The sequence below is a fragment of the Kitasatospora sp. NPDC001132 genome (genome assembly GCF_053598415.1).
Genome location: NZ_JBSFKF010000023.1, coordinates 66,407 through 91,981, shown reverse-complemented (window position 1 = coordinate 91,981; position 25,575 = coordinate 66,407). Strand labels below are relative to the sequence as shown.

21 protein-coding genes are annotated in these 25,575 nt (G+C 74.7%); 9 read left to right on the top strand and 12 right to left on the bottom strand.

Going from position 1 to position 25,575, the window contains the following annotated elements:
- Positions 1-170: 170 nt before the first annotated feature.
- A complete protein-coding gene (locus ACWDBE_RS26875; RefSeq protein WP_449809330.1) occupies positions 171-3,038 on the bottom strand; it encodes an AfsR/SARP family transcriptional regulator in 2,868 nt (955 codons plus the stop codon).
- Positions 3,039-3,431: 393 nt separating this feature from the next.
- Between ACWDBE_RS26875 and ACWDBE_RS26870 the strand changes: the two genes are divergently transcribed.
- Together ACWDBE_RS26870 and ACWDBE_RS26865 are read left to right on the top strand one after the other, a co-directional pair.
- Entirely contained in the window at positions 3,432-4,097 is a 666-nt protein-coding gene (locus ACWDBE_RS26870; protein WP_449793064.1) for a hypothetical protein, read from the top strand.
- Between the two features lie 50 nt (positions 4,098-4,147).
- A complete protein-coding gene (locus ACWDBE_RS26865; protein WP_449793063.1) occupies positions 4,148-4,762 on the top strand; it encodes an RICIN domain-containing protein in 615 nt (204 codons plus the stop codon).
- A gap of 97 nt (positions 4,763-4,859) precedes the next feature.
- Here the strand turns inward: ACWDBE_RS26865 and ACWDBE_RS26860 are convergent, their stop codons facing one another.
- Positions 4,860-5,270, bottom strand: coding sequence for a winged helix-turn-helix transcriptional regulator (locus ACWDBE_RS26860; protein WP_449793062.1), 411 nt, complete (start codon positions 5,268-5,270; stop codon positions 4,860-4,862).
- A 138-nt stretch (positions 5,271-5,408) separates the two neighbouring features.
- Here ACWDBE_RS26860 and ACWDBE_RS26855 point away from each other — a divergent pair, with 138 nt between their 5' ends.
- Entirely contained in the window at positions 5,409-6,449 is a 1,041-nt protein-coding gene (locus tag ACWDBE_RS26855) for a zinc-binding alcohol dehydrogenase family protein (protein WP_449793061.1), read from the top strand.
- A 4-nt stretch (positions 6,450-6,453) separates the two neighbouring features.
- On the top strand, positions 6,454-6,660 hold the full coding sequence (locus ACWDBE_RS26850; RefSeq protein ID WP_449793060.1) for a hypothetical protein: 207 nt from the start codon (positions 6,454-6,456) through the stop codon (positions 6,658-6,660).
- 421 nt (positions 6,661-7,081) lie between these two features.
- Here the strand turns inward: ACWDBE_RS26850 and ACWDBE_RS26845 are convergent, their stop codons facing one another.
- From ACWDBE_RS26845 to ACWDBE_RS26830, 4 genes are all read right to left on the bottom strand, one after another.
- Entirely contained in the window at positions 7,082-7,975 is an 894-nt protein-coding gene (locus ACWDBE_RS26845) for a helix-turn-helix domain-containing protein (RefSeq protein ID WP_449809329.1), read from the bottom strand.
- Positions 7,976-7,985: 10 nt separating this feature from the next.
- Entirely contained in the window at positions 7,986-8,228 is a 243-nt protein-coding gene (locus tag ACWDBE_RS26840) for a hypothetical protein (protein WP_449793058.1), read from the bottom strand.
- 543 nt (positions 8,229-8,771) lie between these two features.
- Complete coding sequence (locus tag ACWDBE_RS26835) at positions 8,772-9,206, bottom strand: carboxymuconolactone decarboxylase family protein (protein WP_449809328.1); 435 nt, start codon at positions 9,204-9,206, stop codon at positions 8,772-8,774.
- A gap of 938 nt (positions 9,207-10,144) precedes the next feature.
- Positions 10,145-11,248 (bottom strand): NADH:flavin oxidoreductase/NADH oxidase, encoded by a 1,104-nt coding sequence (locus ACWDBE_RS26830; RefSeq protein WP_449809327.1) that lies wholly within the window; start codon positions 11,246-11,248, stop codon positions 10,145-10,147.
- A 149-nt stretch (positions 11,249-11,397) separates the two neighbouring features.
- Between ACWDBE_RS26830 and ACWDBE_RS26825 the strand changes: the two genes are divergently transcribed.
- Positions 11,398-11,832 (top strand): NUDIX hydrolase, encoded by a 435-nt coding sequence (locus tag ACWDBE_RS26825; protein ID WP_449790222.1) that lies wholly within the window; start codon positions 11,398-11,400, stop codon positions 11,830-11,832.
- Between the two features lie 174 nt (positions 11,833-12,006).
- On the opposite strand, the gene ACWDBE_RS26820 is transcribed toward ACWDBE_RS26825, so the two are convergent.
- The 4 genes from ACWDBE_RS26820 to ACWDBE_RS26805 all read right to left on the bottom strand — a co-directional run bounded on the left by ACWDBE_RS26820 (position 12,007) and on the right by ACWDBE_RS26805 (position 16,385).
- Positions 12,007-13,419 (bottom strand): MFS transporter, encoded by a 1,413-nt coding sequence (locus ACWDBE_RS26820; RefSeq protein WP_449790223.1) that lies wholly within the window; start codon positions 13,417-13,419, stop codon positions 12,007-12,009.
- 428 nt (positions 13,420-13,847) lie between these two features.
- Positions 13,848-14,471 carry a TetR/AcrR family transcriptional regulator gene (locus tag ACWDBE_RS26815; protein WP_449809326.1) on the bottom strand — a complete coding sequence of 208 codons (624 nt, stop codon included), beginning with the start codon at positions 14,469-14,471 and terminating at the stop codon, positions 13,848-13,850.
- Positions 14,468-15,430 (bottom strand): quinone oxidoreductase family protein, encoded by a 963-nt coding sequence (locus ACWDBE_RS26810; protein ID WP_449790225.1) that lies wholly within the window; start codon positions 15,428-15,430, stop codon positions 14,468-14,470. The genes ACWDBE_RS26815 and ACWDBE_RS26810 overlap by 4 nt, the downstream gene beginning before the upstream one ends.
- 106 nt (positions 15,431-15,536) lie before the next feature.
- Entirely contained in the window at positions 15,537-16,385 is an 849-nt protein-coding gene (locus tag ACWDBE_RS26805; RefSeq protein ID WP_449790226.1) for a MerR family transcriptional regulator, read from the bottom strand.
- 423 nt (positions 16,386-16,808) lie between these two features.
- Here ACWDBE_RS26805 and ACWDBE_RS26800 point away from each other — a divergent pair, with 423 nt between their 5' ends.
- Positions 16,809-18,656: a protein kinase domain-containing protein gene (locus ACWDBE_RS26800; RefSeq protein ID WP_449809325.1), complete on the top strand. Its 1,848-nt coding sequence runs from the start codon at positions 16,809-16,811 to the stop codon at positions 18,654-18,656.
- A 58-nt stretch (positions 18,657-18,714) separates the two neighbouring features.
- On the opposite strand, the gene ACWDBE_RS26795 is transcribed toward ACWDBE_RS26800, so the two are convergent.
- On the bottom strand, positions 18,715-21,702 hold the full coding sequence (locus tag ACWDBE_RS26795; RefSeq protein ID WP_449809324.1) for an AfsR/SARP family transcriptional regulator: 2,988 nt from the start codon (positions 21,700-21,702) through the stop codon (positions 18,715-18,717).
- Between the two features lie 201 nt (positions 21,703-21,903).
- Here ACWDBE_RS26795 and ACWDBE_RS26790 point away from each other — a divergent pair, with 201 nt between their 5' ends.
- A complete protein-coding gene (locus ACWDBE_RS26790; protein WP_449790229.1) occupies positions 21,904-22,407 on the top strand; it encodes a hypothetical protein in 504 nt (167 codons plus the stop codon).
- 111 nt (positions 22,408-22,518) lie between these two features.
- Here ACWDBE_RS26790 and ACWDBE_RS26785 read toward each other — a convergent pair whose 3' ends face one another.
- Positions 22,519-23,379: an alpha/beta fold hydrolase gene (locus ACWDBE_RS26785; protein ID WP_449809323.1), complete on the bottom strand. Its 861-nt coding sequence runs from the start codon at positions 23,377-23,379 to the stop codon at positions 22,519-22,521.
- Positions 23,380-23,536: 157 nt separating this feature from the next.
- Here ACWDBE_RS26785 and ACWDBE_RS26780 point away from each other — a divergent pair, with 157 nt between their 5' ends.
- Positions 23,537-23,842 carry a hypothetical protein gene (locus ACWDBE_RS26780; protein ID WP_449790231.1) on the top strand — a complete coding sequence of 102 codons (306 nt, stop codon included), beginning with the start codon at positions 23,537-23,539 and terminating at the stop codon, positions 23,840-23,842.
- A gap of 433 nt (positions 23,843-24,275) precedes the next feature.
- Positions 24,276-25,286, top strand: a complete 1,011-nt coding sequence (locus ACWDBE_RS26775; RefSeq protein WP_449790232.1) for a hypothetical protein — start codon at positions 24,276-24,278, stop codon at positions 25,284-25,286.
- Positions 25,287-25,575: the final 289 nt, after the last annotated feature.

The following is a 25,575-nucleotide window of genomic DNA, read 5'->3' as shown; positions in this document are numbered from 1 at the left end:
GTCGCCCGGCCTTCTCACCTGATCTCGCCGGGCCGGTTCGCCCGTCCGCCCCGGCCGCCCGCCTACCTCCGGCCGCCTCGCCGGCCTGCCCGCCGGGCCCCCGCTGCCCGGCCTTCCCGCCTGACCCCGCCCCCGGCCGCCCTCGTGGTCGTAGGCGGCCGGGGGCAGGGTCAGGAGAGGTCGGGTGGGGTGAAGCCGAGGGTGGTCAGGAGGGCGACCGGGCTGCGGTAGTGGGCGGGGAGGTCCTGGTACAGGTCGAGGGCGGCGGCCCAGGAGCGGCGGGCGGCGCCCGGGCGGCCCAGGGCCTGCTGCGCGGCGGCCAGTCCGGCCAGGGAGTTGGCCCGCTGGTCGGTGAACCCGGTGACGTGCCGGCCGACGGACAGGGACCGCGCGAAGTGGTGCAGCGCCTCGTCGGGCCGTCCGGCGGCGTAGCGGGCGAGGCCGAGGACGTTGCGCAGCGAGCAGCCCAGGACGGTGTCGTGGAGGCCCAGTCCGGGTGCGAGCAGCCGTTCGGCCAGGGCCCGCGCGTCCTCGTACCGGCCGAGGAAGAGGTGGACCGAGGCGAGGCTGGTCTCGCACAGGCGGATCGTCCAGTGGTCGGCGTCCGGGCCGTCGGCGGGCAGCAGCCGCAGGGCGCCCTCGTAGTGGCGGGCGGCTTCGGCGTAGTCGTGGGAGAAGAAGTGGAGCGCGCCGAGGTTGGCCAGTACCTGGCCCTCGGCCGCCGGGTCGGCGGCCGTGCGCACCAGGGCGAGGGCCTGTTCGTAGTGCCGTCGGGCCCGGACCAGGTCGCCCACGGTGCTCCAGGCGTGGCCCTGGTCGTTGAGGGCGCGGCCCTCGGCGAGCGGGTCCGCGAGGCGCCTGGCCGCGGCCACGGCGGTGCGGCCCAGGGCCAGCCGTTCGGCGTGCAGGCCGCTGCGGTGGAGGTGGATCCACAGCAGCGCGGGGAGTTTCCAGGCGGTCTCGTCGTCCTGGTGCTCGTAGGCGTGGCCGGGGGTGGCGAGCAGGTTGTCGCGCTGCCCGTCGCACCACCGCATGGCCTCGTCCGGTCCGGCGAAGGCCGTGGTGGGCAGGCCCTCGGGCGGGGGCGGCAGCGGCACCCGGGGCCGTCCGGGTATCAGCATCCGGGCGGCGGCCGACGCCTGGTGCAGGCACCAGGCGTACCAGCGGCGCCGGGCGAGGTCGTGGGAGTGCTCGCTCTCCTGCTGCGCGGCCCGCTCGACGGCGAACAGCCGGACCAGGTCGTGGAAGCGGTAGCGGCCGGCGGAGTGCTCGGCGAGGAGGTGGACGTTGGCGAGCCGGCGCAGGAGCCGTGCGCTCTGCGGGCCGTCCAGTCCGCCGACCGCCTGGGCGACCGGTGTCGACAGGTCGACGGCGGGGCTGGTCGCGAGCAGCCGCAGGAGGCGTCCGGCGGGCGCGTCGAGGGCGCGGTAGGACAGCGCGAACACCGTGCGCAGCCGGGTGGACGGGTCGTCGCCGTCCGCTTCGAGGACGTCCAGGCGGGTGCCCGCGGCGGCGAGTTCGGCGGCGAAGTCGGCGAGGTCGTGGTGCGGGCGGTCGCGCAGCCGGGCGACGGCGAGGCCGACGGCCAGCGGGAGGTGGCCGCAGGCGTCGAGCAGCCGCGTGACGGCGTGCTCCCGGCCCTCGACGCGTTCGGCCCCGAGCACCCGGCGCACCAGCGCCCGTCCCTCGGCGGGGCTGAAGTCCGCCAGCTCGATCCGGTGGGCGCCCTCGCGCACGACGAGCCCGGTGAGCCGGTCGCGGCTGGTCACGACGACCGCGCAGCCCCCACTGCCGGGCAGTAGCGGGCGGACCTGCTCGGCGTCGAGCGCGTTGTCCAGGACGATCAGGACCCGGCGGCCGGCCAGGACGGAGCGGTAGAGCGAGGCCGCCTCGTCGAGCCGGCCCGGGACCTCCCCGGTCGGCACGCCGAGGGCCCGCAGGAAGGCGGCGAGGACGGCGTGCGGCTCCTGCGGGCCGGCCGGCGACCAGCCGTGCAGGTCGGCGAAGAGCTGGCCGTCGGGGAACCGGTCGCGGGCGCGCTGGGACCAGCGCACGGCCAGGGCCGACTTGCCGCCGCCGGCGATGCCGGTGATCACGGTGACGGCCGTGGGGGGTGGGGGTGAGCCGGTGGGGCCGTCGGCGGGGTCGGTGGCGGGGGTGCTGCCGGGGCCGGTCAGGTGGCGGTCCATGGTGCGCATGTGGTCGTCGCGGCCGACGAAGGACGGCAGCTCCCAGGGGAGTTGAGCCGGGCGCGGACGGGGCGGTTGCGCGGGCGGGGCCGCCGGCTCGGACCGGTGGGGCGCGGACGGATCCGCCGCTCCCAGTAACTCGCGCTGGAGCGAGCGCAGTTCGGGGGAGGGGTCCAGGCCCAGCTCCTGCGCGAGGTGCCCGGCGTGACGGCGGTAGACCGCCAGGCCCTCGGCGTGCCGGCCGGAACGGGCCAGGGCCGTCATCAGGTGCCGCACCAGGCCGTCGCGGATCGGGAACTCGGTGACCAGGGCGGTGAGTTCGGAGACGATCCGGTCGGGCCGCCCGGCCGTCAGCTCCAGCTCGTAGAGCAGCTCCAGGGCGGACATCCGCCGCTCCTCCAGGCCGGCCGCGACCGCCGCCAGCGCCCGGCCCGGCAGCCCGTCCAGCGCCGGGCCGCGCCACAGCGCCAGCGCGCCGCGCAACCGGGCGACCCGGTCGGCGCCCGCGGTGGCGGCGGACTCCACCAGGGCGACGAACTCCAGGGCGTCCACCCGGACTTCGGGCCCGTCGAGGAGGTAGCCGGGGCCGTCGGTGCGGATCGGCGGGGCCTGCCCCGGGCCGGGGGTGAGCGCCCGGCGCAACAGGCCGACCATGTTCCTGACCTGGCGGTCGGCCGTGGCCGGCGGCGCCTCGTCCCAGACCGCGTCGACCAGCCGGGACACCGACACCGTCCTCCCGGCATGGGCCACCAGTGCGGCCAGCAGGGCCTGTTGGCGCCGCCCGCCGACGGCGAGCACCGTGGAGTCCGGGGCCCGCACCTCCAATGCCCCCAGGATCCTGAACTCCACGCCCCGCCCCTCCGGTGGGCCGGCCGCCGTGGTGGCGCACCGGCGCTGCCGCTCTTTCCGCTCTTCCGCTCTTCCGCTCTTGTGCTCTTGTGCTCTTTCGCGCTTCCGCTCTTCCGTCGCGCCCGTTCGCGTCCCTGGGGGTGCTCGGTGCCGCCGCCCGACCGGCCGTACGGGCACGGACGACGGCGGGGCAAGGTCATCTTGGCCCGGGCGACGTGTCCTGTCCATGGCATGTCGTCGGGCCGCCCGTGCGTACATCGTGATCCGGTCATGAGGAATTCGTGACGGGCCGCGGCAGGATCTCCACCAGTCCGGACGGCACCCGCACGGCACCGCCGCGCACCCAGCGGGTGCCGCGACCGGCCGACCCCACCTCCTCGGAAGGAGACCCCCGTGAGCTCCCCGCACCCGCCGAACCGCCGGCGCCCCCTGCGCCGCGCGATGGCATCGAGCGCCGCACTGCTCACCGCCTTCACCTCGTTCGGCCTGGTCAGCGCCACCGCCGCCGCCGCGGCCCCCGTGCCGGCGCCCCCGACGGCCTTCTGCAACCCCGCCGTGGACACCGAGTGGACCGAGGTCCTCAGCAGCAAGGTCGAGCCCCTCGTCACCGACTTCCTGGCGGTCAACGTCGCCGACGGCACCACCGGTCAGCGCACCGAGACCCTGACCCGGGTCGACTCCGTCACCACCACCGTCAACAACAGCACCACGATCTCGGCCTCCGCCGGCTTCCTGTTCCTCAAGGTGTCCGCCAAGGTCGGCTTCGACGTCCAGAAGACCACCTCCTCCACCACCACGAGCACCGTCTCCACCACCTGGTACCTCAACAAGCCCGGCTACTACGGCCTCTACCGCGGCACCAAGAAGGTCAGCGGCGAATGGGTGCAGTACACCTGCGCGCGCGCCACGGGCACCACCGGCTTCTGGGTGAACACCAGCCCCGGCGGCAAGGGCACCTACACCACCTACGACGTCCCCGAGCTGGGCACCGTCTCCTGCGCCTCCCCGGAGCCGGCCGGCACCGTGCGCGGGGCCGCCCGCCAGCGGCTGTCCTGCTGACCGGCCGCACCCGCCGCCCCCGACCACCCAGCCGCGAAAGCGAGTTCACGATGCCCACAGCACTTCGCCCGGGACCGCGCCGCCGCGCAGCGCGCCCGTCCGGACGGCTCCGACGACTGACCGCGCTCGCCACCACCGCGCTCGCCGGCGCCCTGCTGCTCACCACGGCACCGGCCGCGGTGGCCGCGCCCGCCCCGGCCCCGGTCCCGGACCGGGGGAGCGACTTCGCCTGCGACGCGGGCTACTACCGCATCAAGGCCCCCGGCGACAGGCAGTACCTGACCGTCGCCCTGTCCTCCTGGAACCACGGCTCGGTCATCCAGTACCAGTGGGAGGACCAGGACAACCAGAAGTGGCAGGTCTGCCGCAAGCGCCAGGGGGACGGCAGCGAACGGGTGGTCTTCCGGGACGGCTGGCGCCACTGGTGCATGTCCGTCGACCGCGGGTTCCGCGACCCGGGAGCCTGGCTCCTCACCGTCGGCTGCGACGACGACTACGTGCCCGAGCACCAGCAGTTCTCCATGCTGAAGGTGCCGGGCACCGACCTCTTCGCCCTGCGGATCCAGCACACCGACCTGTGGTTCTCCGCGCAGTACCACGACACCAACGGGAGCCAGATCCTGCAGAACACCGTCCCCGACCTGTACACCCTCGAACTGGCCTGACACCGCCGCCCGCCATCGCCGCCGCTGCCCGCCGCCGCCCGAAGTGCCCCGGGGCGGCGGCGACTTGCCGCCCCGGGGCACTTCGGGCTCGCCGGGCTCAGGCGGGGCCGGGAAAGCGGTCGATGTTGCGCTCCACCCAGGTGCGCAGGTGCGCCAGCGGGACGCAGGCGTCCACGCCCAGCGCGGTGAGGCTGTACTCGACCCGCGGAGGGACCTCGGCGTGGATCTCGCGATGGACCAGGCCGTGCTCCTCCAGCCGGCGCAGGGTCTGGGTGAGGACCTTGGGGCTGACACCCTGCAGGCGGGTGCGCAGCGCGCCGAAGCGTTGCGGGCCGTCCTCCAGGGCTCCCAGGGCGAGGGCGCTCCACTTGTTGGCGAGCAGGTCGAGCATGTCGCGGCAGGGGCAGGCCGCGGCGTAGACGGACTTGGGGTCGGTGCAGTCGGGGGCGTGGGTCTTCGGCGGGTGGGTTGTCGGCGCGAGGGTCGTCGTTGTGCGGGTCGTCGTCACCCGCCGATGGTACCCATCGGGTACTGCTTCGGTACCCGATGGGTACCAATGGTCCTTGCGGGTAACCACTACCCCTCGCATACCGTCGCCGACGTGCCCGGACGGCGGTGCGCCGCCCCGACGACGAGGAGACCCCTGATGCCCGCGACGACCACGATCCCCGTGACGATGCCCGCCGTCGCCTACCGCCGGAGCCTGCCGGTCGATGACCCGCAGAGCCTGCTCGACGTCGAGCTGCCCGTACCCCAGCCGGGCCCGCGCGACCTGCTGGTGCGGGTGGAGGCGGTGGCCGTCAACCCGGTGGACCACAAGGTCCGGCAGAACGCCGACCCGGGCGGAGAGCCGCGGGTGCTGGGCTGGGACGCGGCCGGCACCGTGGTCGCGGTCGGCGCGCGGGTGGAGCTGTTCGAGGTCGGCGACGAGGTGTACTACGCCGGCGCCCTGGATCGGCCCGGTGCCAACTCCCGCTACCACGCGGTGGACGAGCGCCTGGTCGGCCACAAGCCGGCCACCCTCTCCTTCGCCGGTGCCGCCGCGCTGCCGCTGACCGCGCTGACCGCCTGGGAGGGTCTCTTCGAGCGCCTCGGCCTGGGCACCGGCGGCCCGGAGCAGGGCGGCACCCTGCTGGTGACCGCCGCCGCGGGCGGCGTCGGCTCGCTCGTCACCCAGCTCGCCCGCACCCTCACCGGCCTGACCGTGATCGGCACCGCGTCCCGCCCGGAGTCGGCCGAGTTCGCCCGCCGCATGGGCGCCGACCACGTGATCGACCACACGCTCCCGCTCGGCCCGCAACTGGCGAAGGTCGCCCCCGGCGGTCTCGACCACGTCTTCGGCACCGTCGCCACCGACCGCAACCTCACCGCCTACGCCGAGGCACTGAAGCCCTTCGGCGGCATCGTCGCCATCGACGACTTCGACTCCCTGGACATCGGTGTCCTCAAGGGCAAGAGCATCTCCTTCCACTGGGAGTTCATGTTCACCCGCTCCCTGCACGCCACCGCCGACCAGGCCGTGCAGCACCGGATCCTCGACCGGGTCGCGCGCCTGGTGGACGCGGGCGTCCTGACCACCACCGCCACCCGCGACCTCGGCCCCGTCACCGCCGCCAATCTCCGGGCCGCCCACCGCCTCCAGGAGTCCGGTGCGGCGATCGGCAAGACGACCCTGACCGGGTTCTGAGCCGATGCCCCGGCGCACCGGCCAGGTCGAGGCCCTGCTCGCCACCGGCGGCGGGGCGGTGGCGGCCCTGGCCGCCAGGGTCCTGCTGTCCGGGCTGTACCAGCACCACGGGCAGGACCCGGCCGCACTCGAAGGGGTCGACGTCGCGGTCCTGGCCGTCGGCGTCGTCACGGCAGTCCTGATCTACCGCTGGTTGCTGCGGCGGGACTGACGCCCCGGCGCACCGCCCGCCCCGGCGGATCCGGTGACCACCGCACCGCCCGCCTCCGCCCGCCTCGGCGAAGGACCTCCCCACCCCGTACCTCGACGGAGCGCTGAGGAACGCGGACTACGTCCACGTCGGCTCCCGGCAGGACAGCCAGCTGGCGCGGTCGCCGCGGTCCGGCCGCTGCCCCGGGGTCAGGGTCTTCGACCGGTTGTCCCACCGCGGGACCATCGACCGCTACCAAGTGCCGCTTCTCGATGCCCGTTTGCGGGATGAACTCATCGGTCTCCACCAGCCCCGCCCGGGTGACCTGCCTGCGGAGTCCACCGATGCGGAGGCGATCGCCACGTTCCTCACGGCGCACTTCGGCCGGCACCTGCTGCCCGAGGGGGAACCACCACCGATCCCGCCTTCGCCGTAGGCACCACTACCCGCTACGGCACGGGAAGTCGGCCGGACCGACTCCTCGCCGCGGCTCGGTGGGGGCGTCGAGGGGCCGCTCCGGTGCGGCAGGCCGGGGCCGTCGGCCTCCCGCGTTCGTGCGCGGGGCCCTTGGCCGGGGGACGGGCCGTCCCGTCAGCCGGCCGACGCGGCTCGGGAAGTCGGCCGGACCGACTTCCCGCGCGGGGCGGTCGTCGAGGGCACGGCGCAGGCGCCGGACCTCGGCGTGGGCCTCGGCGAGTCGGCGGTGGACGTCGGGCGGCGGGGGAGGGGCGCCGGCGGTACGGCGCAGGGCCGCGATCCACTCGGCCTCCTCCACCGGGCCCACCCCGCAGGCCCGGACGAACTCGACGAGGACCCGCTCGGTGCAGTCCCGCTCACCCGCCAGCACCCCGTGCAGGGTGCTGCGCGGCAGGTGGCTCACCGCCCCCCGCACCGCGCGCGTCTCCAACTCGCGCAGGGACGGGCTCCCCGCGCGCAGCCGCAACCGCCGCATGGCGACGAGCAGTTCGCAGCGCTGCGTGACGTACGGCAGGGCCCGAACCGCGCCGGCCGCGGCGGGTGCGACCGGCACGGCCTTGGCCCCGCTCCCGCGCCGCCCGGCCCGGGCGGCGCGGGCGCGCAGCCACAGCCGCTCGGCGGTGCGCACCGAGCCGCCGCAGGCCCGGACGTAGGCCTCGGTGACCGGCCAGGTCGGCACCGTACGGCCCTCGTCCGCGCGGGAGAGGGTGGCGAGGGAGACGGGCCGGGCGAATCCGGCGGTCTTGCGCGCCATCTGGCTGTAGGTGAGGCCGGAACGCTCGCGCAGGGCACGCAGCCACTGCGCGAGCGTCCGGATGTCCTTGTCCCCTTCAACCAGGGCGCTGTTCAGGCGCCCCACCGGCCGCCTCCTAGCGGGCCCGGAGGGCGGTGAGCGCCTCGGCCAGGCGGCGCACCAGCTCTATGCCGAGCAGCCCGGCACCGGCCAGGGTGGCGACGGCGGTACGGGCGGGGGTGCCGAAGGCGGTCAGGGCGGTGGTGAGGAGAAGGACGACGACCACGAGCACGGTGGCCGGGACGGGCACCGGGGCCCCCGGCGCCGTCCGGACCTCGACGCACGCCGCGTGCGCGGCCGGGGTGTACTGCTGTTCCATGCGGTCTCCGCTTCGCTGGGTTGCGGTTGTTGCCACTCGACCGGGGTCCTCGCGCGCCCGCCCGGCCTTCCAGAGCCGGGCGGGCCGGACACCCACGCACAGGGTCGCCGTGGCCTGCGGGGGCGGTCCAACGCTTTACGCCCCCGTTTCTCGCTTTGTCCCACTCGAAGTTGAGAACCCGTCGGGATGAATCCGCAGCTCACGGCCGCCGGCCCGGCCACGCCCCGGGGCCCGGGTACCCGCCGTGTCCGACCCTCCGCGCCCCTTCGGGCTTGCCACGAGGAATGCGAAACGCCATCCTCTGTGGATATCGGCGGGGTGAGCGCCCCGCACAGGCCCCGCCCAGGGCCAGGGCCCGGGGGCGCCCGGCTCCCAAGCCCCACGTCTCACGCACGCGGTCTCCCCGGCCGTTGCCACTCGACACCACCCAGGGGATCCGGCTTGCCCTGTTCCAGCAGGGCGGGCCAGGTGCGGCACCGCCGTCGCACCAGAGCACATGCACCACCGGGCCGCTCGGCCGGCTGCCGACCGCCGGTCAGCCGGTCAGTCGGCCGGGCGGTCCGCCGTGACCGGCAGGAGGCCGCGCTCGCCGAACACCTTCTTGGCGACGAAGGTGGCGTTCAGCGCCTTCGGGAAGCCGCAGTAGGCGGCGGAGTGCAGCAGCGCCTCGACGATCTCCTGCGGCGTCAGCCCGACGTTCAGCGAGGCGTTGACGTGGACCTCCAACTGCGGCTCGCACCCGCCCAGCGCCGTCAGCATGCCCAGGGTGACCAACTGCCGCTCACGCGGCGCCAGCCCCGGACGGCTGTAGATCTCCCCGAACCCCCACGCGACCACCTGGTGCCCGAGCTCGGGACTGACGTCACCCAGCGCCTCCACCATCCGCCGACCGGCCTCCCCGTCGACCCGGTCGAGCACCTCCAACCCGTGCGCGAAACGCTCCCGCCGAACCTCGGCCTCCTCCACGGACCCACTCATCCGCGCTGCTCCTCTCCCGTCGTCCCGGCCGCCGACCACCGGCGGCGGCGACCACGGCAGAAACCGTAGGACTTGGAGCGCACTCCAACTCAAACCCGACACGCACGCTAACCCGCCTCCACAGGAAAATTTGCGGCCCGACCTCCCTGAAATGGCATCACTGCGCCCTACCGGAGCCGAAAGATTTCCTGCGACCCCCATCCGAAGGGGTGGCACCAACACGCCACAACCCTTCGCCCGAAGCTCACCGGGGAAGAACCGCCGACCACAGCCTGATCTTCCGCGTCGCGCCATGCCGGCGGCTTCATTGCGGGTGGAGTGGGAAGTCGGCGGGCCTGATTTTCCGCCCAGGGTGGGGGCCTGAAACTGAGCGACGGTCACCCGGCCGTGTCATTCTTCTGGGGAAGCGGGCCGGGGAGGGGCTGGTTATCCCTTGACGGGGGGTGTGACGGGATCGACCGGTGTCGTGTGCGCGGTGGCCGGGCTTGTCGGTGCGGGGCTGTTGCGGTGGCTGCCCGTTAGAGGGCGGACGGACGGCCTGCCAGCGGCCGGTGTCGCGGGAGTGCGGGGCGGTTCGAAGGCCGCGCTGAAAGTGGCCGTCGTAGAACTCCACCTTGCGGGGGCGATCGATGTCGGTCGGCTTGGCCGACTGCGGCGGGTGGTGCACACCGGCCCCGGACGTGACGTGACTTCGCTGCACCGGGCCGTGTGGACGGCGTTCGGTCGGGAGCTGTCGTTGGCCGATGCTGCTGCCGCTCCGGCTGTACGACGGGTTCGGGAGGAGGTGCGCGCCGAACTGGCCGGGCGTGGCCTGCGATGCGGACAAGCCCGGCTGCCAGTGGCGGGCCTGCTGGCCCTGGCAGCAGGCGGTACGGGCGTGGCCATCGCGGCGCAGGAGGCCGAGGTGGTCGGCCTCCTGCTCCGGGGGCTTGCGGGGGTCAGGCGAGGTGGTACGGGGCGGGGGTGGGGACCTCGACGTCGAGGGTGGTGGCGGCGTGGCGGGCCCAGTAGGGGTTGCGGAGCAGTTCGCGGCCGATCAGGACGGCGTCGGCGCGGCCTTCGGTGAGGATGGCCTGGGCCTGGGCGGGGTCGGTGATCAGGCCGACGGTGGCGACCGGCAGGTCGGTCCCGCGGCGCACGGCCTCGGCGAAGGGCACCTGGAAGCCGGGCCCGGCCTCGATGCGTGCGTCGGGGACGATGCCGCCGGTGGAGACGTCGAGCAGGTCGACGCCGTGGGCCTGGAGCTCCTTGGCGAGGCGGACGGTGTCCTGCGAGGTCCATCCCTCCCGGCCGTCCTGCGGGTTCTCGGTGATCCAGTCGGTCGCGGAGACGCGGAAGAAGACCGGCAGGTCCTCGGGCCACACCGAGCGGACGGCGTCGACGACCTCCAGCGCGAAGCGGATGCGCCCCTCGAAGGAGCCGCCGTAGCCGTCGGTGCGGTGGTTGGCCGCGGGGGAGAGGAACTGGTGGACCAGGTAGCCGTGGGCGCCGTGGACCTCGGCGACCTGGAAGCCGGCGTCGAGCGCGCGCCGGGCGGCGTCGGCGAACTGCCGGACGATCTCGCCGATCTGTTCCTCGGTCAGCTCGTCCGGCGTGGTGTGGGCGGGGGAGAAGGCCTCGGCGCTGGGGCCGACCGGGGTCCAGCCGTGCTCCTCGTCCGGGCTGACGGGACGCCCGCGGTCGACCCAGGTGCGCTCGGTGGATCCCTTGCGGCCGGCGTGGGCGAGCTGGATCGCTGGGACGGTGCCCTGGCTCTTCAGGAAGGAGGTGATCCGGCGGAAGGCCGCGACCTGCTCGTCGTTCCAGATGCCGAGGTCGTACGGGGTGATGCGCCCTTCGGGGCTGACCGCGGTGGCCTCGGTGATGATCAGCCCGGTGCCGCCGGCGGCGCGGGCCGCGAGGTGGGCGAAGTGCCAGTCGGTCGGGACACCGGCCGCGTCCCCGTCCGGGACGGCGCTGTACTGGCACATCGCCGGCATCCAGATCCGGTTGGGGACGGTCAGGGACCGCAGGGTGAACGGGGCGAAGAGGGAGGTGCTCATGTCGGACTCCCGATGGGGTCGGCGCCAATGCGAAGGGGAGAGCATGCAACTTTTGCAGCTGCACTTACAATCGCAGACAATAATTGCGCGCGCAGGGACCTGCAAGGGTGCTCCGTCGGCACCACCTCCCACCTGCGAGAATCAATCCCATGATCGACTCCGCAGCCACCAGCACCCCGGACGCCCCGACCGCCCCGCTCACCGTCGCCGCCGCCGCGATCGTCCAGGAAGGCCGGCTCCTGGTCGTCAGCAAGCAGGCCGCCCCCGAGGTCTTCTACCTGCCCGGCGGCAAGCCCGACCCCGGCGAGGACGCCCTCCAGGCACTCGCCCGCGAACTGGGCGAGGAACTCGGCGCGGCCCCGGTCGACCCCCGCCACCTCACCGACATCCGCGCCACCGCCGCCCTCGAAGGCGTGCCCATGCTGATGACCGTCTTCACCGCCACCCTGGACCGCGAGCCCGTCCCCGCCGCCGAACTCGCCGACCTGCGCTGGACCGACGGCCGCGACGACACCCTGCGCCTGGCCCCCGCCGTCCGCGACCACCTCCTGCCACTGCTGCGCGAACGCGGCGACCTGGCCTGACGTTTGTGGGGTGCGGGAGTCGGCGCGCGCCCGGTGGCGTCGGGTGGCGCTGCCGTTGGCGCGCTCTCCGGAGGGCCCCGGGGCGGGGCGGGAGTCGGCGCCCCGGGACGCCGGACGGCGCCGCCCGGTTCCCCGGGCGGCGCCGTCGATGCCGTACGAGCAGTCAGCCGGCCGTCAGCGCGCCGTCTGCGGGACGCGCTGGCTCGGGACGGCGCCCCGGGCGGCGCGCGGCGCACCTGCGGCACCCGCGGCCGCGCCGACGGTGGCGGGGGAGGCGCCGAGGGCGGTGCCCCGGGTCTCCTCGGCCCACATGACGCAGACCAGCAGCCCGACCGCCGTGGTCCCGGCCGCGATCAGCATGGTCGGGCCGGTGCCCAGCCCGGTCAGCGACAGCGGCAGCAGGTAGGTGCCGACGGCCGCGCCGATCCGGCTGACCGAGGTGGCGACGCCCACCGCGGTGGCCCGGATCTCGGTCGGGAACAGCTCGTTGGGGTACGTCCAGTCGAGCACGTTCGGCCCGCCGCACAGGAAGGCGTACGCGCACAGCGCCAGCAGCGCGACGGCGGCCGGGGCGGTGGGCCACACGCCCAGCAGCGCCAGCGGGACGGTCATCAGCGCGAAGGACCAGATGATGACGGGCCGGCGCCCGCGGGTGTCGATCAGGCGCAGCGCCGGGTAACAGCCGAGCAGGAAGACCATGCTGATCAGGCCGGTGCCCAGGGTCTCCATCACGGTGCCGCCGGGCATGCCGAAGGAGGAGAGGATCTGCGGGCCGAAGGTGAGCATCGCGAACAGCGGGCCGACCTGGCACAGGAAGAACAGGCCGCAGAACAGGGTGCGGCGCCGGTAGGGCTGGGTCATCAGCAGGCGCAGTCCGGCGGGGCGGCCGCGCTCGGCCGGGTCGGGCATCAGTTCCCGGCCGTCCACGCGCACGCCCAGGTGCTTCTCGACCACGCGCACCGCGTCGCCGACCCGTCCGTTGGCGGCCAGCCAGCGCGGCGACTCCGGGGAGCCGCGCCGGATCACCAGGAACACCACGCACAGCACCGTGGAGCTCGCCAGCATCCACCGCCAGCTGCCCGGCCCGGCCAGCTCCAGGAAGAGGTAGCCCACCACGTAGGCGAGCACGGAGCCGGCGTACCAGGCGATGATCTGCTTGCCGAGCAGCCGGCCGCGGTGCTTGGTGGGCAGCCACTCGGCGAGCAGCGAGGTGGCGATGGGGTAGTCGGCGGCCACGGCCAGGCCGAGCACGAAGCGCAGCACGGCGATCGCCCACACCGCGTCCACCCAGAAGGAGAGCACCGAGCAGGCGACCATCACGAGCAGGTCGGCGGTGTACATCACCTCCCGGCCGATCTTGTCGGTCAGCACGCCGAAGAGCGCGCCGCCGACGAACATTCCGACCAGGGCGGCGGCGCCGATCAGGCTGACCTCGGCGGTGGACAGTCCGAGGTCCGGGCGCATCCCGATCAGGGCGACGCCGACGATGCTCAGGATGTAGCCGTCGAGCAGGGGGCCGCCTGAGCAGGCGAGGGCCAGCCTGCGGTGGAACGCGGTATACGGGGCGTTGTCGATGGTCTGGGACATGTGCTTGGGGTCCTCCGGAGCGTACGGCGCGCGACCGCGCACCGTGCGCCGGGTAGACGGCAGGGGAAGACGCCGCCCACGTCGGACGGCGCCATCGCCCGGTCACAACGGGCGACCGTCCACGGTTGCCCGGCCCCCGCGGGGCCGCCACCGGGCCGAAGGTCGAGGGGATTCACGACCAAGGTCCCGAAGCGGACAGGCCCTTCGCCCGTGCCGGATCGCCGCCCGCCCAGTCCTGCCGGGACGAGGCGCCGTCGCGGGCATCGAACGCGCGCCGGGCGTGACCCTCGTCACTCGAAGCCCCAACAGGCCTGGGAATGTGGCCCATTACACATCCGGGCGGTGTCCGTCCGTACGGAGACGACCCCGCTGCGTCACCTCCGGAGCGCTCACGCGCGCCCCGCCGTCAGCTCCCGGTCAGCTTCCCGTCAGGACGTGAGCCCGAGCCGGGCGAGGCCCGAGTCCAGCGCCGCCTCCAGCTGGTCGGTGGAGCCGGTGGTCATCAGGATCAGCACTCCGCCCTGGACCCCGGCCAGCAGCGCCGCCGCCTCCCGCTCGGCGTCCAGGTCGGCGGCGGCCACCCCGCCGGCCTGCAGGTGCCGGATGCCCGCGGCGAGCTGGCGCTGCCACTGCCCCAGCAGTTCGGCGGCCACCGTGCGGCCCGCGCCGGTGGCGGTGCCCAGCTGGGACAGGGCCACGTGCAGCGGGCAGCCGACGCCCTGGGCGCGGTAGCGGGCGAGGACCTTGTCGCGCCACTGCCGCCAGGCCTCCCGGGAGGTGAGGGAGCCCAGTTCCGGCTGCTGGTCGTCGAGGACCCGGGCCGCCTCGAAGCGGGCCACGGCCAGCAGCAGCTCGTCCTTCCCGCCGGGGAAGTAGTGGAACAGCTGGCTCTTGCTGGTGGCGGTGCGGGCCATCACGTCCTCCAGGCGCAGCGCGAACACGCCCTCCGCGCGGATCTCCCGCGCGGCGCCCTCGATGATGCGCCGCCTGGTCGCGGCGCCCTTGCGGGTCGGCGGAACGTGCTCCTTCACCGTGCTCGCGAGGGCGCTCACGGCAGCAGGACCAGCTTGCCGGTGGTGCGCCGGGACTCCAGGTCCGCGTGCGCCCGGGCGGCCTCGGCCAGCGGGTAGCGGCCGGTGACCTGCGCGGTGAGCCGGCCCGCCAGGACGAGGTCGAACAGCTCGCCGGCGCGCCGTACCAGCGCCTCGCGGGTGGGGACGTGGTGGTGCACCACCGGGTACGTGAGCAGGATGCTGTTCGGCAGGTCGGTGGGCCGCAGCTCGGGCACGCCCATGAAGGGGCCGTAGTAGGCGTGCACCCCGTGCGGGCGCAGGGCCAGCTGGGAGGAGCGGAAGGTGTCGGCGCCGCCGCCGTCGTAGACGACGTCGGCCCCGCGCCCGCCGGTCAGCTCCCTGATCCGGTCCTCGAAGCCGCCGCCGGAGTGGACCAGCACGTGGTCGGCGCCGGCCTCCTTCGCGACGGCGGCCTTCTCCTCGCGGGAGACCAGGCCGATGACGTCGCCGCCGCGGGCCTTGACCAGCTGGGTGAGCAGCCGCCCGACGCCGCCCGCCGCCGCGTGCACCACCGCGGTGTCGCCCGGGGCGATCGGGTAGGTCTCGGTGCTCAGGTGGCTCGCGGTCAGGCCCTGCATCAGCAGGCCGCCCGCGACCTCGTCCGGCACCCCGTCGGGCACCTTGACCAGCGAGGCGGCCGGGACGGCGAGCAACTCGGCGTAGCTGCCCGGGTGGTAGAACCAGGCCACCCGGTCGCCGACGGCCAGGCCGTCCACCCCCGCGCCGAGGGCGGTGACGTGGCCCATGCCCTCGGCGCCGAGCACCGCCGGCGCCGCCCAGCCCGGGCCGCCCTCGGCGCGGGCGCCGACGTCCATGTAGTTGACGCCGGCCGCGCCCAGGCGCACCAGCGCCTCGCCGGGGCCGGGGACCGGGTCCGGCAGCTCGGTCCAGCGCATGACCTCGGGGCCGCCGTGCTCCTCGATCCGGATCGCGTGCATGGGCTGACACCTTTCTGTACGGGGCTCGTTCGGGAGGGGGTGCACAGCACGGTAGGCAGCCGAAAATGGACCCACAAGTCCAGAAATCCGTACGGTGGTCGGGTGTCTACCGGCCCGCCGCCAGCGGCACGGCGACGTCCGCGACGTGCTCCTCCGGCCCGGCGGTCGCCCAGTTCGGGTAGTACACCTCCCGGTTCGGCCCGCCCCGCCGGTACCCGCGGGCGGCGACCCAGGCGCCCACCGCGTCGTGGGCGGCGGCCATCGCGGCGAAGCCCCGCCGGGGCAGGGCGGTGTACGCCTCGCGGTGCGCGGGCTCGATGCGCACCCCGAACGGGCCGTGCGGGCCGACGGCGTTCGGGGTGGGGGCGCAGACCTCGACCAGGGCGTCGCAGTCCTCGCCCACCAGGCCGTGGAACACCGCGAACAGCGGCCCGGACAGGCACGCGTCCACCTCCCGCAGCCGCCCGAGCAGCGACTCGCCGGCCTCGGCGAGGAAGCCGGGCAGCGCGGCAGCGTCCACGTGCCGCCGGACGAACAGGACGTGCTGCTCGGGCACGTCGCGCTCGGCGATCTCGAACATGGTGGTGCTCCTTCCGGTCAGGACCTCTCGGGCGTAGCCCACCGCTTCCCGGCGGGCCGCGTGCTCGGACTCCCGCTCCCGCCAGTACGCCAGCAGCGCCCGCTCGCCCGCGCCCGCGCCCTCGCCCGGGCCCTCGTCGGCGTCGCCGTCGACGTCCAGTACCGACGGGATCCGCGCCAGCGGCAGCCCGGCGGCGCGCAGCAGCGCGATGCGCCGGGCCCGCTCGACCTGCGCCGGGCCGTAGCGGCGCACCCCGGTGAGCGGGTCGACCAGGGCGGGCGGCAACAGCCCCCGCGCGCCGTAGAGCCGCAGGGCCTTGAGGCTGAGCCTGGTCCTGGCGGCGAGTTCGCCGATGGTGATCATGTCCTCCTGCACGCCCGCCACTGTGCCCCCTGCCCCAGGGGCAGGGGCAAGCGGGCAGGCCGCAAGCGGGCGGGGGCGAACGGGCAGGCCGCAAGCGGGCAGGGGCGAACCCCATGCTCCGGCAACACCCCGGCCCCGGTCGACGGCGGCCTCGCCAACACCATCGGCGGCCCCGAAGGGCGGCCAGTGCGCCGAACTGTGACGAACCATCGGCAACGACCGCAGGCCCCGACCGTCCACGGTCCGGGCCTGCCGGCCACCGATGGCCGGAGTTGAGCGTGATTCCTATGATGGACAGTCAGTAATTCGTTATGCCGGTGCCATGATCCTCGGAGTGTGCCACCGGCTCAGGGCGCGCCCGGGGGACGGGGCCCGCCCCCGGATCCGCTCCGGTCCTCGGCATCGGTTCCTCGGTTCATCGATTCAGGGAGAAGCATGCGCGGCACCGTGCTCGCCGACCGCTACCGGCTGGTGGACTGGCTGGGCGGCGGGTCGATGGGCGACGTGTGGCTCGCCGAGGACGAGGTCCTCGGCCGCCGGGTGGCGGTCAAGGTGGTGAAGCCCGCGCTGCTGGACGAACCCGGCTTCGCCGAGCGCTTCCACGCCGAGGCCCGCGTCATGGCGCAGCTGCGGCACCCGGGCATCGTCGGCGTGTACGACTACGGGCACGACGGCGGGCAGGACGGCGGGCACGGCGAGGGGTACTCGGGCACGGCCGGGCGGCGCCCGGTCGGCTACCTGGTCATGGAACTGATCGACGGCCAGCCGCTGAGCGCCGTCCTGGAACACGGCGGCGCCCTGCCGGCGGCGCAGGCCCTGCGGATGGCCCTGCAGGTGCTGGAGGCGCTGGAGGCCGCGCACGAGTCCGGGGTGGTCCACCGGGACATCAAACCGGCCAACCTGATGGTCCGCGGCGACCGGACGGTGATCGCGGACTTCGGCATCGCCCGGCCCGCCTGCGACGCCCGGCTCACCGTCCCGGGGATGGTGCTGGGCACCGCCGCCTACCAGGCGCCGGAACAGGCTTCCACCGGGACGGTCACCGCCTCCGCCGACCTCTACGCGCTCGGCGTGGTCCTCTACGAGTGCCTGGCCGGCCACCTCCCGTACGAGGGGGAGACCGCCCTCGAAGTGATCCTCAAGCACCTGACGGAGCCCGTGCCGCCGCTGCCCGGGGACGTGCCCGAGCCGGTGTGGGCGCTGGTCGAGCGGGCGATGGCCAAGGAGCCAGGCGAGCGCTGGCCGGACGCGGCGACGATGGCCACGGCGGTGCGGCGCGCCCTCGCGGCGGTCGAGGGGGCGGTCGAGGGGACGCCCTCGCCCGCGCCGGTTCCGGACCGGACCCAGGCCCAGGCCCGGACCCGGCCTGCCGCCGTACGCCCGCCGCGGGCCGGACGCCGCCTGCGGACGCTGGCCGGGCTGACGGCGCTGACCCTGCTGTGCGTGGCCGGGGCCGCCGGGGCCACGGTGGTGCGGCCCGGCCGGGCGCCGCACGGCGCCGTCGCCCAGCCCCCGGTGCCGGAGCCGGTCGCGCTGGTGGAGGCGGCCCGCCCGAGCGCCCAGCAGGCGGCGGCCCCCGCACCGTCGGCCGGAGAGGGCCAGAGCCCCGCACCCGCCGCCGGGCCCGAAACGCCCACCGGATCGCCCCTCGCCGCCCCGCCCACCGTCCCGCTCGCCGCCCTGCCCGCCGCCCCGGCTCCCGCCGTACCCGGCCGGAGCCCCGCCCCGCCCCCGGCCGCACCCGCCGCCGGTCAGAACTCCGTTCCGCCCGCGCCGAGCCCCTCCGCCCCGGACCGGCCCGCCACCGGCGAACCGGCCCCGCCCACCGCGACCGCGACCGGGACGCCGCCGCCGTCCGTGCCGCCCACGGCGCAGCCGAGGCCGCAGCTGCCCGCCCTGGCGCAGATCGCCGGTGCCAACGGCGCGTTGGACAACTACCAGTCCGCGGACGTGGACGGCAACATGGTCGGCACCTACGTCGTCAACGGCACCTCGGCGCAGCTGTGGCGGCTGGACAAGGTCGCGGAGGGGATGTACTACCTGCGCAACGCCTCCAGCAACTTCACCAAGGTGCTGGACCAGGACCGCACGAGCAGGCAGGTGCAGATCTGGTCGAGCCCGCCGGCCGTCTGGAACCAGGTCTGGGACATCGAGCCGGTCCCGGGCGGCTACCGGATCTACAACGTCGGCACCCGGCTGTGCCTGACGTCCGAGGGCATCGGCGTGGGCACCCACGGGGCGGACTGCACCGGTGCCCAGAACCAGCTGTGGACGATCAGCTGAGCCGCCGCTGAGCCGCTGAGCCGCCGACCGCCGGCCGTCGGCCGGGCCGGCCGACGGGTCACGCCGGAAGCCAGGACGGCCACTGCCGGCGCGGCCGCACGACGGGCCCGCCGGGGCTGATCAGGGCGCGCAGCCGGTTGGCCTCGGGGGAGCCGATGGAGGCCAGGATGTCGTAGGCCTCCGACCGGCGCGCCAGGGCCTCGTCCGGTGCGGTGCCGCTCTCGGCGAGCGCGTCGCCGAGCGCCGCCAGCGCCAGCCCCCGCCCCCGGCGGTCGCCGTCGAGGGTCAGCACCTCCACCGCCCGCCCGGCCGCCGCCACCGCCTCCGCGCCGCGGCCCACGGCGCGCAGCGACTCGGTGAGCCGCAGCAGGGTGCGGCCCGTACGGCGCCGGTCGTCCGGCCGCAGCAGGGACAGGGCGTTGCGGTGGTGGCGCAGGGCCTGCTCGAACTCGCCGCGGTCGTGGGCGATCGTCCCCAGCGAGTCCAGGGCGAGCGCCTGCAGCTCGTAGTCGGCGAGCCGGTGGCAGATCAGCAGGGACTGGTCGACCACGCGCACCGCCGCGTCGTACCGGCCGAGTTCGGTGAACGCGCCCGCCAGGTTGAGCAGTTCGGCCGCCACCGAGCGCTGGTCGCCGAGCCGCTCCCAGACCGAGATCGCCGCCGTGAAGCCGCCGAGCGCGTCGCCCGGCCGGCCGACCTGGACGAACAGGGCGCCCAGCGCGGCGTGGGCCAGGGCGAGCAGCGGCCCCGGCAGGCCGTCGGCGGCGCACAGGTCGCGGGTCCTGAGCAGCTCGGCGAGGGCGGCGGGCTCGGAGCCGACCTCGGTCAGCAGCCGTCCGAGCACCAGCCTGGCCCTGACCTCGGCCGTCCGGTCGCCCGCCCGGACGGCGGCCTGGAGCAGGATCTTGGCCGCGTGCCCGAGCGGCCGGGTGGCCTGCCCGGTCTCGCACAACAGGCTGCAGCCGAGCAGCAGTTCGGCCGCCAGGTCGAGCCGGGGCGGTTCGGGGAGCCCGGCGTACTGGCCGACCAGCGCGCCGACGCCCTGGTAGTCGACGCCGCCGGGCGGCGCCACCGTGCGGGGGCCGGCGCCGGCCCCCGCCTCGGGCAGGGCGGCGCGGGCCGCGGACGGGCCGAGCGCCGCGACGGTCTCCGCGTGCTGACGGGCCACCAGGCGGGTGAGCACGGCCGCCGGGCGGTCCTCCTCGCCCCGCACCTGCCCGTCCGCCTCCGCCTCCGGGGCGAGCCGCTGGGCGAAGGAGCGCAGCAGGTCGTGGTACCGGTAGCGGTCCGGCGGCGCCGTCTCCAGCATCGAGCAGTCGACCAGCGACTCGGCCAGCTCCTCGGCCTCGTGCTCGGGTACGTTGAGCACCGCCGCGACCGCGCCCGGCGACAGGTCGGGCACCTCCGGCACCGCCAACAGCCGGAAGGCACGGGCCTGTTCGGGCGTCAGCTGGTCGTAGCCGAAGCGGAACGCCGGCTCGACGGCGAGGTCCCCGGCGCGCAGCACGTCCAGCCGGCGGAGGTTCCCGGACAGCTTGTCGAGCAGCCGCTCCATGGCCCAGCCGGGCCGGCAGGCCAGGCGCGCGGCGAGGATGCGCACGGCCAGCGGGAGGTGGCCGCAGAGCCGGACGAGTTCCGCCGCCGTGTCCTGCTCGGCCCGCAGCCGCTGCTCGCCGATCACCTGGCCGAGCAGGCCGAGGGCCTCCCGAGGGGCGAACGCGGTCAGCTCGACGACCTGCGCGTTGGGCAGCGAACCGAGCCGGGCCCGGCTGGTGACGAGGACGGCGCAGCCGGGCCGCCCGGGCAGCAGCGGCCTGATCTGCTCGGCGTCCCGGGCGTTGTCGAGGACGACGAGCACGCGCCGCTCGGAGAGCAGCGAGCGGAACTGGGCGGAGCGTTCGGCGAGCCCGGAGGCCAGCCCGTCGGCCGGCACGCCGAGGGAGCGCAGGAAGACGCCCAGCACCTCCTCGGGCCGGGTCGGGCGGCCGTCGGCCCCGTGCAGGTCGAGGTAGAGCTGGCCGTCGGGGAAGTCGGCGGCCAGCCCGTGCGCGACGTGCACGGCCAGCGCCGTCTTGCCCACGCCGCCCAGGCCCGCCACGACCGCCACGGGCACGGTGCGGGGGGCGAGCAGGACGGCCCGCAGCGCCTCGGTCTGCGTCTCGCGGCCGGTGAAGTCGGCGAGGTCGGCGGGGACCTGGGTCGGCCGCACCGGCGCCCGGTACGGCGGGCGGGGCGCGGTGGTGGCACCGGTGGCGGCCGCGGTGGCGCCGGTGGTGGCGGCGGGCCGGGGCGGCGCGGGCGCCAGGAGGGCGGCGTCGGCCGCCAGGATCCGGCGCTGCAGCTCGCGCAGACCGGGCCCGGCGCTGACGCCGAGCTGCTCGCGCAGCCGCCGGTCCGTGGCGCGGTACGCGCCCAGGGCCTCGGCCTGCCGGCCGGTGCGGTAGAGGGCGAGCATCAGCAGTTCGCAGAACCGTTCCCGCAGCGGGTGTTCGGCCGTGACCGCGGTCAGTTCGGCGACGACCTCGCCGGACGGCCCGGCCTCGACCTCGGCCGCCAGACACGACTCCAGGACGGTCACCCGGCGTTCGGCCCACTCCCCGCGCTGCCGCTCCGCGTACGGGCCGGGCAGCGCGGCCATCGGCTCGCCCTGCCACAGGGCCAGCGCCGAGCGGAGCGCGGCGGCGGCGCGGGCGTGCTCCCCGGCGGCGCGCAGCGCCTTCGCCTCGCCGACGAGCTCCTCGAGGCGGTGGGTGTCCAGCGCCCCGGCGTCCACGGTGAGCAGGTAGCCGCCGCTGAGCGTGCTCGGCGCGTCGGGCCCCAGGACGCGGCGCAGGCGGTGGACGTAGGTGCGGATCACGGCGGACGGCTTGGCGGGCGGCTCCTCGCCCCACAGGTCGTCGACGAGCTGGCCGGCCGACACGGGGTGGTTGGCCCTCAGCAGCAGCGCGAGCAGCAGGCTCCGCTGCTGCGGCGAGCCGAGCGCCAGCTCACCGCCGTCCCGCCACCCCCGCAGCGGCCCCAGCACCGCGAACCGTAAACCACCCACCGGCCGTCCCCCTCCACCCGCGAAAAATCCCCCGGGGCATTTTACCGGCCGCATCGCCCCTGGTCAGGGCGGCTCATCCGGGCCCCACCGACCGCTTGTCCATCACCTGTCAACAGGCTGTCGACCATCTGTCGACGGGTGCGCCCGAGGCTTCGAGCAGGAGACCGCACCGACGCGGTCCCAGAGCGAGAGGAACACCCGATGGCACAGCGGAAGTCCCTGGTCCGAGCGACCCTGGCCGCGGCCGGCGTCGCCGCCGCGCTGTTCACGGCGGCGGCCCCGGCCGGCGCGGCCACCGCTCAGCAGCAGCCCGCCCAGGAGCAGACGCAGCTGCTGAGCGCGGCGCGCAGCACGGAGGTCCTGGTGGTCAACTGGACGGGCTGCGAACTGCGCCTGCAGAACAACTGGCTGGACCACGGCATCTGGACGACGGCTCCGGACCCCATCATCAGCGACGGAAAGACCGGACGCTGGCAGTCCGAGAGCAACGGCTTCATGACCGGCACCGAGGGCCACGTCATCTACGACGCGGCGAACTGCGGGAACCCGGGGCTCAACGGCAAGCGCGTCCAGCTCCACTGGAACAACCCGTACGTCGGCAGCAACGGCTACGACACCGCGGGTTCCGACCCGATGTTCGGGTTCGCGCAGAGCGGGGGCAGCGGCAACAACGCCGCCGTGTACTGGACGATCAGGGGCCTCTGATCGCCCCGACCCCTGACTGACGGGCCTGACCGACGGGCGCCCGGCCGGGACTTCCTCCCCCGGCCGGGCGCCCGCGCGTGTTCGGCAGCCGTCAGGTCAAGCGCCGTGAGGTCATCCGGCGGGCAGCAGCGCGGCGACCTCCGCCAGGACGCGGGCCGCCGGCGCCGGGTCGACCAGCCACTTCAGGTGGCTGCCGGTGAGCGTGCGGACGTCGTACCGGTTCTCCGGCGTCAGCTCGTCGCCCTCGCGGATCATCCGGTCCTGCATGGCGAGCGGTATGCCGGCGTCCTCGGTCAGCCGCACGTACGTCCGGGGGATCCGTCCCCAGGTGTCGGCCTGCGCCCGGTCCTCGGGCGTGCCGGCGTCGAGGTTCTCGTCGGGCTGGAAGGTGTTGAGGAGGACCAGGAACTCGTCGTCCGTCCCGTCGGCGAGGAAGGCCGCCTTGAACGCCGCGAGGACGGAGGGGTCGGCGGTGCGGAAGTTGGAGCGCAGCAGCCCCAGTTCGGCAGGGTTCCCGACCATCGCCGCCGCCATTCCCGGGGCGTCGACCGCGGCCATCTCGGGCTCGGCGTAGTAGGCGCCGACATCGAGGTCGACGGGGGCCCAGGCGGACACGTAGACGATGCGGTCGATCAGGTCGGGCCGCCGGTTGGCCGCGACGGTGGCCGTCAGGCCGCCGCGGCTGTGGGAGACCAGGACGACGGGCCCGTTGCGCTTGGCCCGCTCCAGTATCGCGACCAGGTGCGCGACGTTGTCGGCGAGCGTCACGCCCTTGATGGCCCCCGGCGCGGCGGCGAGCCCCTCGAGGTCCTGCGGCGCCTGGTAGGCGCGCGGGTACGTCGCGGCGAACCCGTGCCCGGGCAGGTCGACGGCGACGGAACGGTGCCCCAGGAGGCCGAGTTCGGCCTGGAGCGGCGCGAAGGAGAAGGAGCTCGCGAAAGCTCCGTGGACCAGTACGAACGTCGGTTGCATGTCTTTTTTGCTCACTTTCTGACCCGTGTTCAGTGAAAGATCATCGCACTGTCCGCAGGGGCCCGTCTCGGCCATTCGTGTCGCCGGTGGATACAACCGATCACGAACCCGGCATGCTGACCGCAACGTTGTCCGAGACGCGACGAAGGAGAAGGCCATGCGACGGATTGCGGCTCTGGGGACCGGTGCGGCACTGCTGGTGGCAGCCGGGGTGATGGCGGCTCCGGGGGCGTCGGCGACCTCGTACTGCAGCACCACCCAGGGCGCGAACTGGGGATCGGTGAGCTGCCAGACCACCGCCACGAAGAACCACTGGCAGCTGGTGCTGGTCTGCAACAACGACAACGTCAAGGGCAACCAGACGACGGTCATCGGGTCCTGGCACATGGGCAACGGCAGCGACACCCTGTACTGCCCGACCGGCTACAGCGCGGCGTACACCAAGGTCAACAACGACAACTGACCCGCCGCGCAAGGAAATCGGCCCCCACCGCCCGGCGGGGGCCGATTTCCGTACGTGCCGCGCATTCACTCTTCCGGCGTATTGGGCAAGGTGGTTCGAGCCCGATACATTTCCTGTACCGGGACGTTTCCCCACGAACCCGCACCAGGTGGCGATTCGCCTTCGCTGCGCCGTCACCCGCGACCTTTCGGAACGGGCGCACCCGCCGTCCCGACCCGACAGGACCGACCCACCGACACCTCCGGCGGCCACGGACACCGGCCGCCGACGAGGACGGCCCGCCCGTCCGACGGCGCGTGAGCCGACGCACGGCGTACGGCCTCCGGCGTACGGCGCTCGGCCCGAAGACCCGCGTCCGGCGGGACCACCGCCGAAGAACCCGCACCGGGCCCGTCCCGCCGTCCGGCACCCACCGTTCACTCGGGGAGGAACCATGAACGCCGCCGCCAACTGGAACGACATCCTGGTCCGGGACAACTTCCAGGACACGGGACAGACCCCCACGTCCGACCCCGTCTGGGAATCCCCGGACATCATCCCGTTCGGCAGCGACATCCTCGACTTCGGCCTGCTGGAGTCCAGCTACGGCGGCCCCGACCTCGGCATCAGCCACCCCATCGTGCAGGGGCGGCTCAACCGCATCTACGTCCGCGGGAAGAACCTGAGGACCGGATGCCCCACCTCCGGCGACGTCAGGCTCTACTACGCCCCCGGCGGACTGCTCCTGGACCCGCGGGCATGGACCCCGCTCAACGCCGAGGGCGGCGGCACCACCGTGCCGTTCACCGTCCGCGGCGGCAGCAGGGAGATCCCTCCCGGGCAGATCTGCGTCAGCAGGTCCGCCTTCCTCTGGCCGAGCCAGAACCCGCCCGGCCACTACTGCACGATCACCACCGTCGACACCCCCGCCCACCCCATGCCCGCGACGCTGCCCACCTTCAGCTCGCTCGTCGACTACCTGAACTGGGTCAGGTACAACCCCAACGTCGGCTGGCGCAACATCGACGTCATCCCCTGCCGGCAGACCAACTACGTCCTCTCCAACCTCGCCATCTGCAACCTCAACAACACCCGGACGCGATTCGTCTTCGGGATCTCCGGCACCGACCTGCCCGCCGGCACCGCGACCTTCTCCAACACCGACCAGCAGGCCCCGTTCAGCCTGGCGGCGCAGATCTACCCACCCGGCGACGACGAGGGGTACACGCGCTCGATCCTGCTGCCCGCCAACTACTCCGGCACGGTCACCGTCGTGGTGCGGTTCGACACGCCCCTCCCGTGCGACGCCCGGATCGTGCTGCGCGCCTACAACCCGGTGACCGGCAACGCCGGACCGCTCGAACGGCGACTCGCCGTCCCGCTCACCGGCGTGCCCGGACTTCACGACGCCCTGTTCCTCGAACTCGGCGCGTACACCTTCGTCGCGGCCGAAAGCGGTTCGTGACCGGCCCGGAGTTCCTGACCGGCCCGGAGTTCCTGACCGGCCCGGAGTCCGGGCAGGACGACACACCGTAGGGGCGACCGGGGGGAGTGGCCGCCACCCGGCTGGTCACTCTGCGTCAACACCCTCGCTCCGACGGCGAGTTGCCGCAGGTGGGCCGCGTGCGACCGCGCCCGTTCGGCTGGCCCCGGGGTGATACGCCCGGTGCGGTCTTTCACCCGCGAAGGGCAAGGGGCCCCGGCCTCGCCCGGTCCGGCGGCGCCGGCGGTGTCCAGGATGTTCGTGGACGTCC

Bases quoted from the DNA above. Each gene is read 5' to 3' on its own strand.
- ACWDBE_RS26780 (WP_449790231.1), top strand. From the start codon at position 23,537: ATGCGACGGATTGCGGCTCTGGGGACCGGTGCGGCACTGCTGGTGGCA.
- ACWDBE_RS26790 (WP_449790229.1), top strand. From the start codon at position 21,904: ATGGCACAGCGGAAGTCCCTGGTCCGAGCGACCCTGGCCGCGGCCGGC.
- ACWDBE_RS26865 (WP_449793063.1), top strand. From the start codon at position 4,148: ATGCCCACAGCACTTCGCCCGGGACCGCGCCGCCGCGCAGCGCGCCCG.
- ACWDBE_RS26855 (WP_449793061.1), top strand. From the start codon at position 5,409: ATGCCCGCGACGACCACGATCCCCGTGACGATGCCCGCCGTCGCCTAC.
- ACWDBE_RS26800 (WP_449809325.1), top strand. From the start codon at position 16,809: ATGCGCGGCACCGTGCTCGCCGACCGCTACCGGCTGGTGGACTGGCTG.
- ACWDBE_RS26835 (WP_449809328.1), bottom strand. From the start codon at position 9,206: ATGAGTGGGTCCGTGGAGGAGGCCGAGGTTCGGCGGGAGCGTTTCGCG.
- ACWDBE_RS26785 (WP_449809323.1), bottom strand. From the start codon at position 23,379: ATGCAACCGACGTTCGTACTGGTCCACGGAGCTTTCGCGAGCTCCTTC.
- ACWDBE_RS26775 (WP_449790232.1), top strand. From the start codon at position 24,276: ATGAACGCCGCCGCCAACTGGAACGACATCCTGGTCCGGGACAACTTC.
- ACWDBE_RS26820 (WP_449790223.1), bottom strand. From the start codon at position 13,419: ATGTCCCAGACCATCGACAACGCCCCGTATACCGCGTTCCACCGCAGG.
- ACWDBE_RS26830 (WP_449809327.1), bottom strand. From the start codon at position 11,248: ATGAGCACCTCCCTCTTCGCCCCGTTCACCCTGCGGTCCCTGACCGTC.
- ACWDBE_RS26810 (WP_449790225.1), bottom strand. From the start codon at position 15,430: ATGCACGCGATCCGGATCGAGGAGCACGGCGGCCCCGAGGTCATGCGC.
- ACWDBE_RS26850 (WP_449793060.1), top strand. From the start codon at position 6,454: ATGCCCCGGCGCACCGGCCAGGTCGAGGCCCTGCTCGCCACCGGCGGC.
- ACWDBE_RS26825 (WP_449790222.1), top strand. From the start codon at position 11,398: ATGATCGACTCCGCAGCCACCAGCACCCCGGACGCCCCGACCGCCCCG.
- ACWDBE_RS26840 (WP_449793058.1), bottom strand. From the start codon at position 8,228: ATGGAACAGCAGTACACCCCGGCCGCGCACGCGGCGTGCGTCGAGGTC.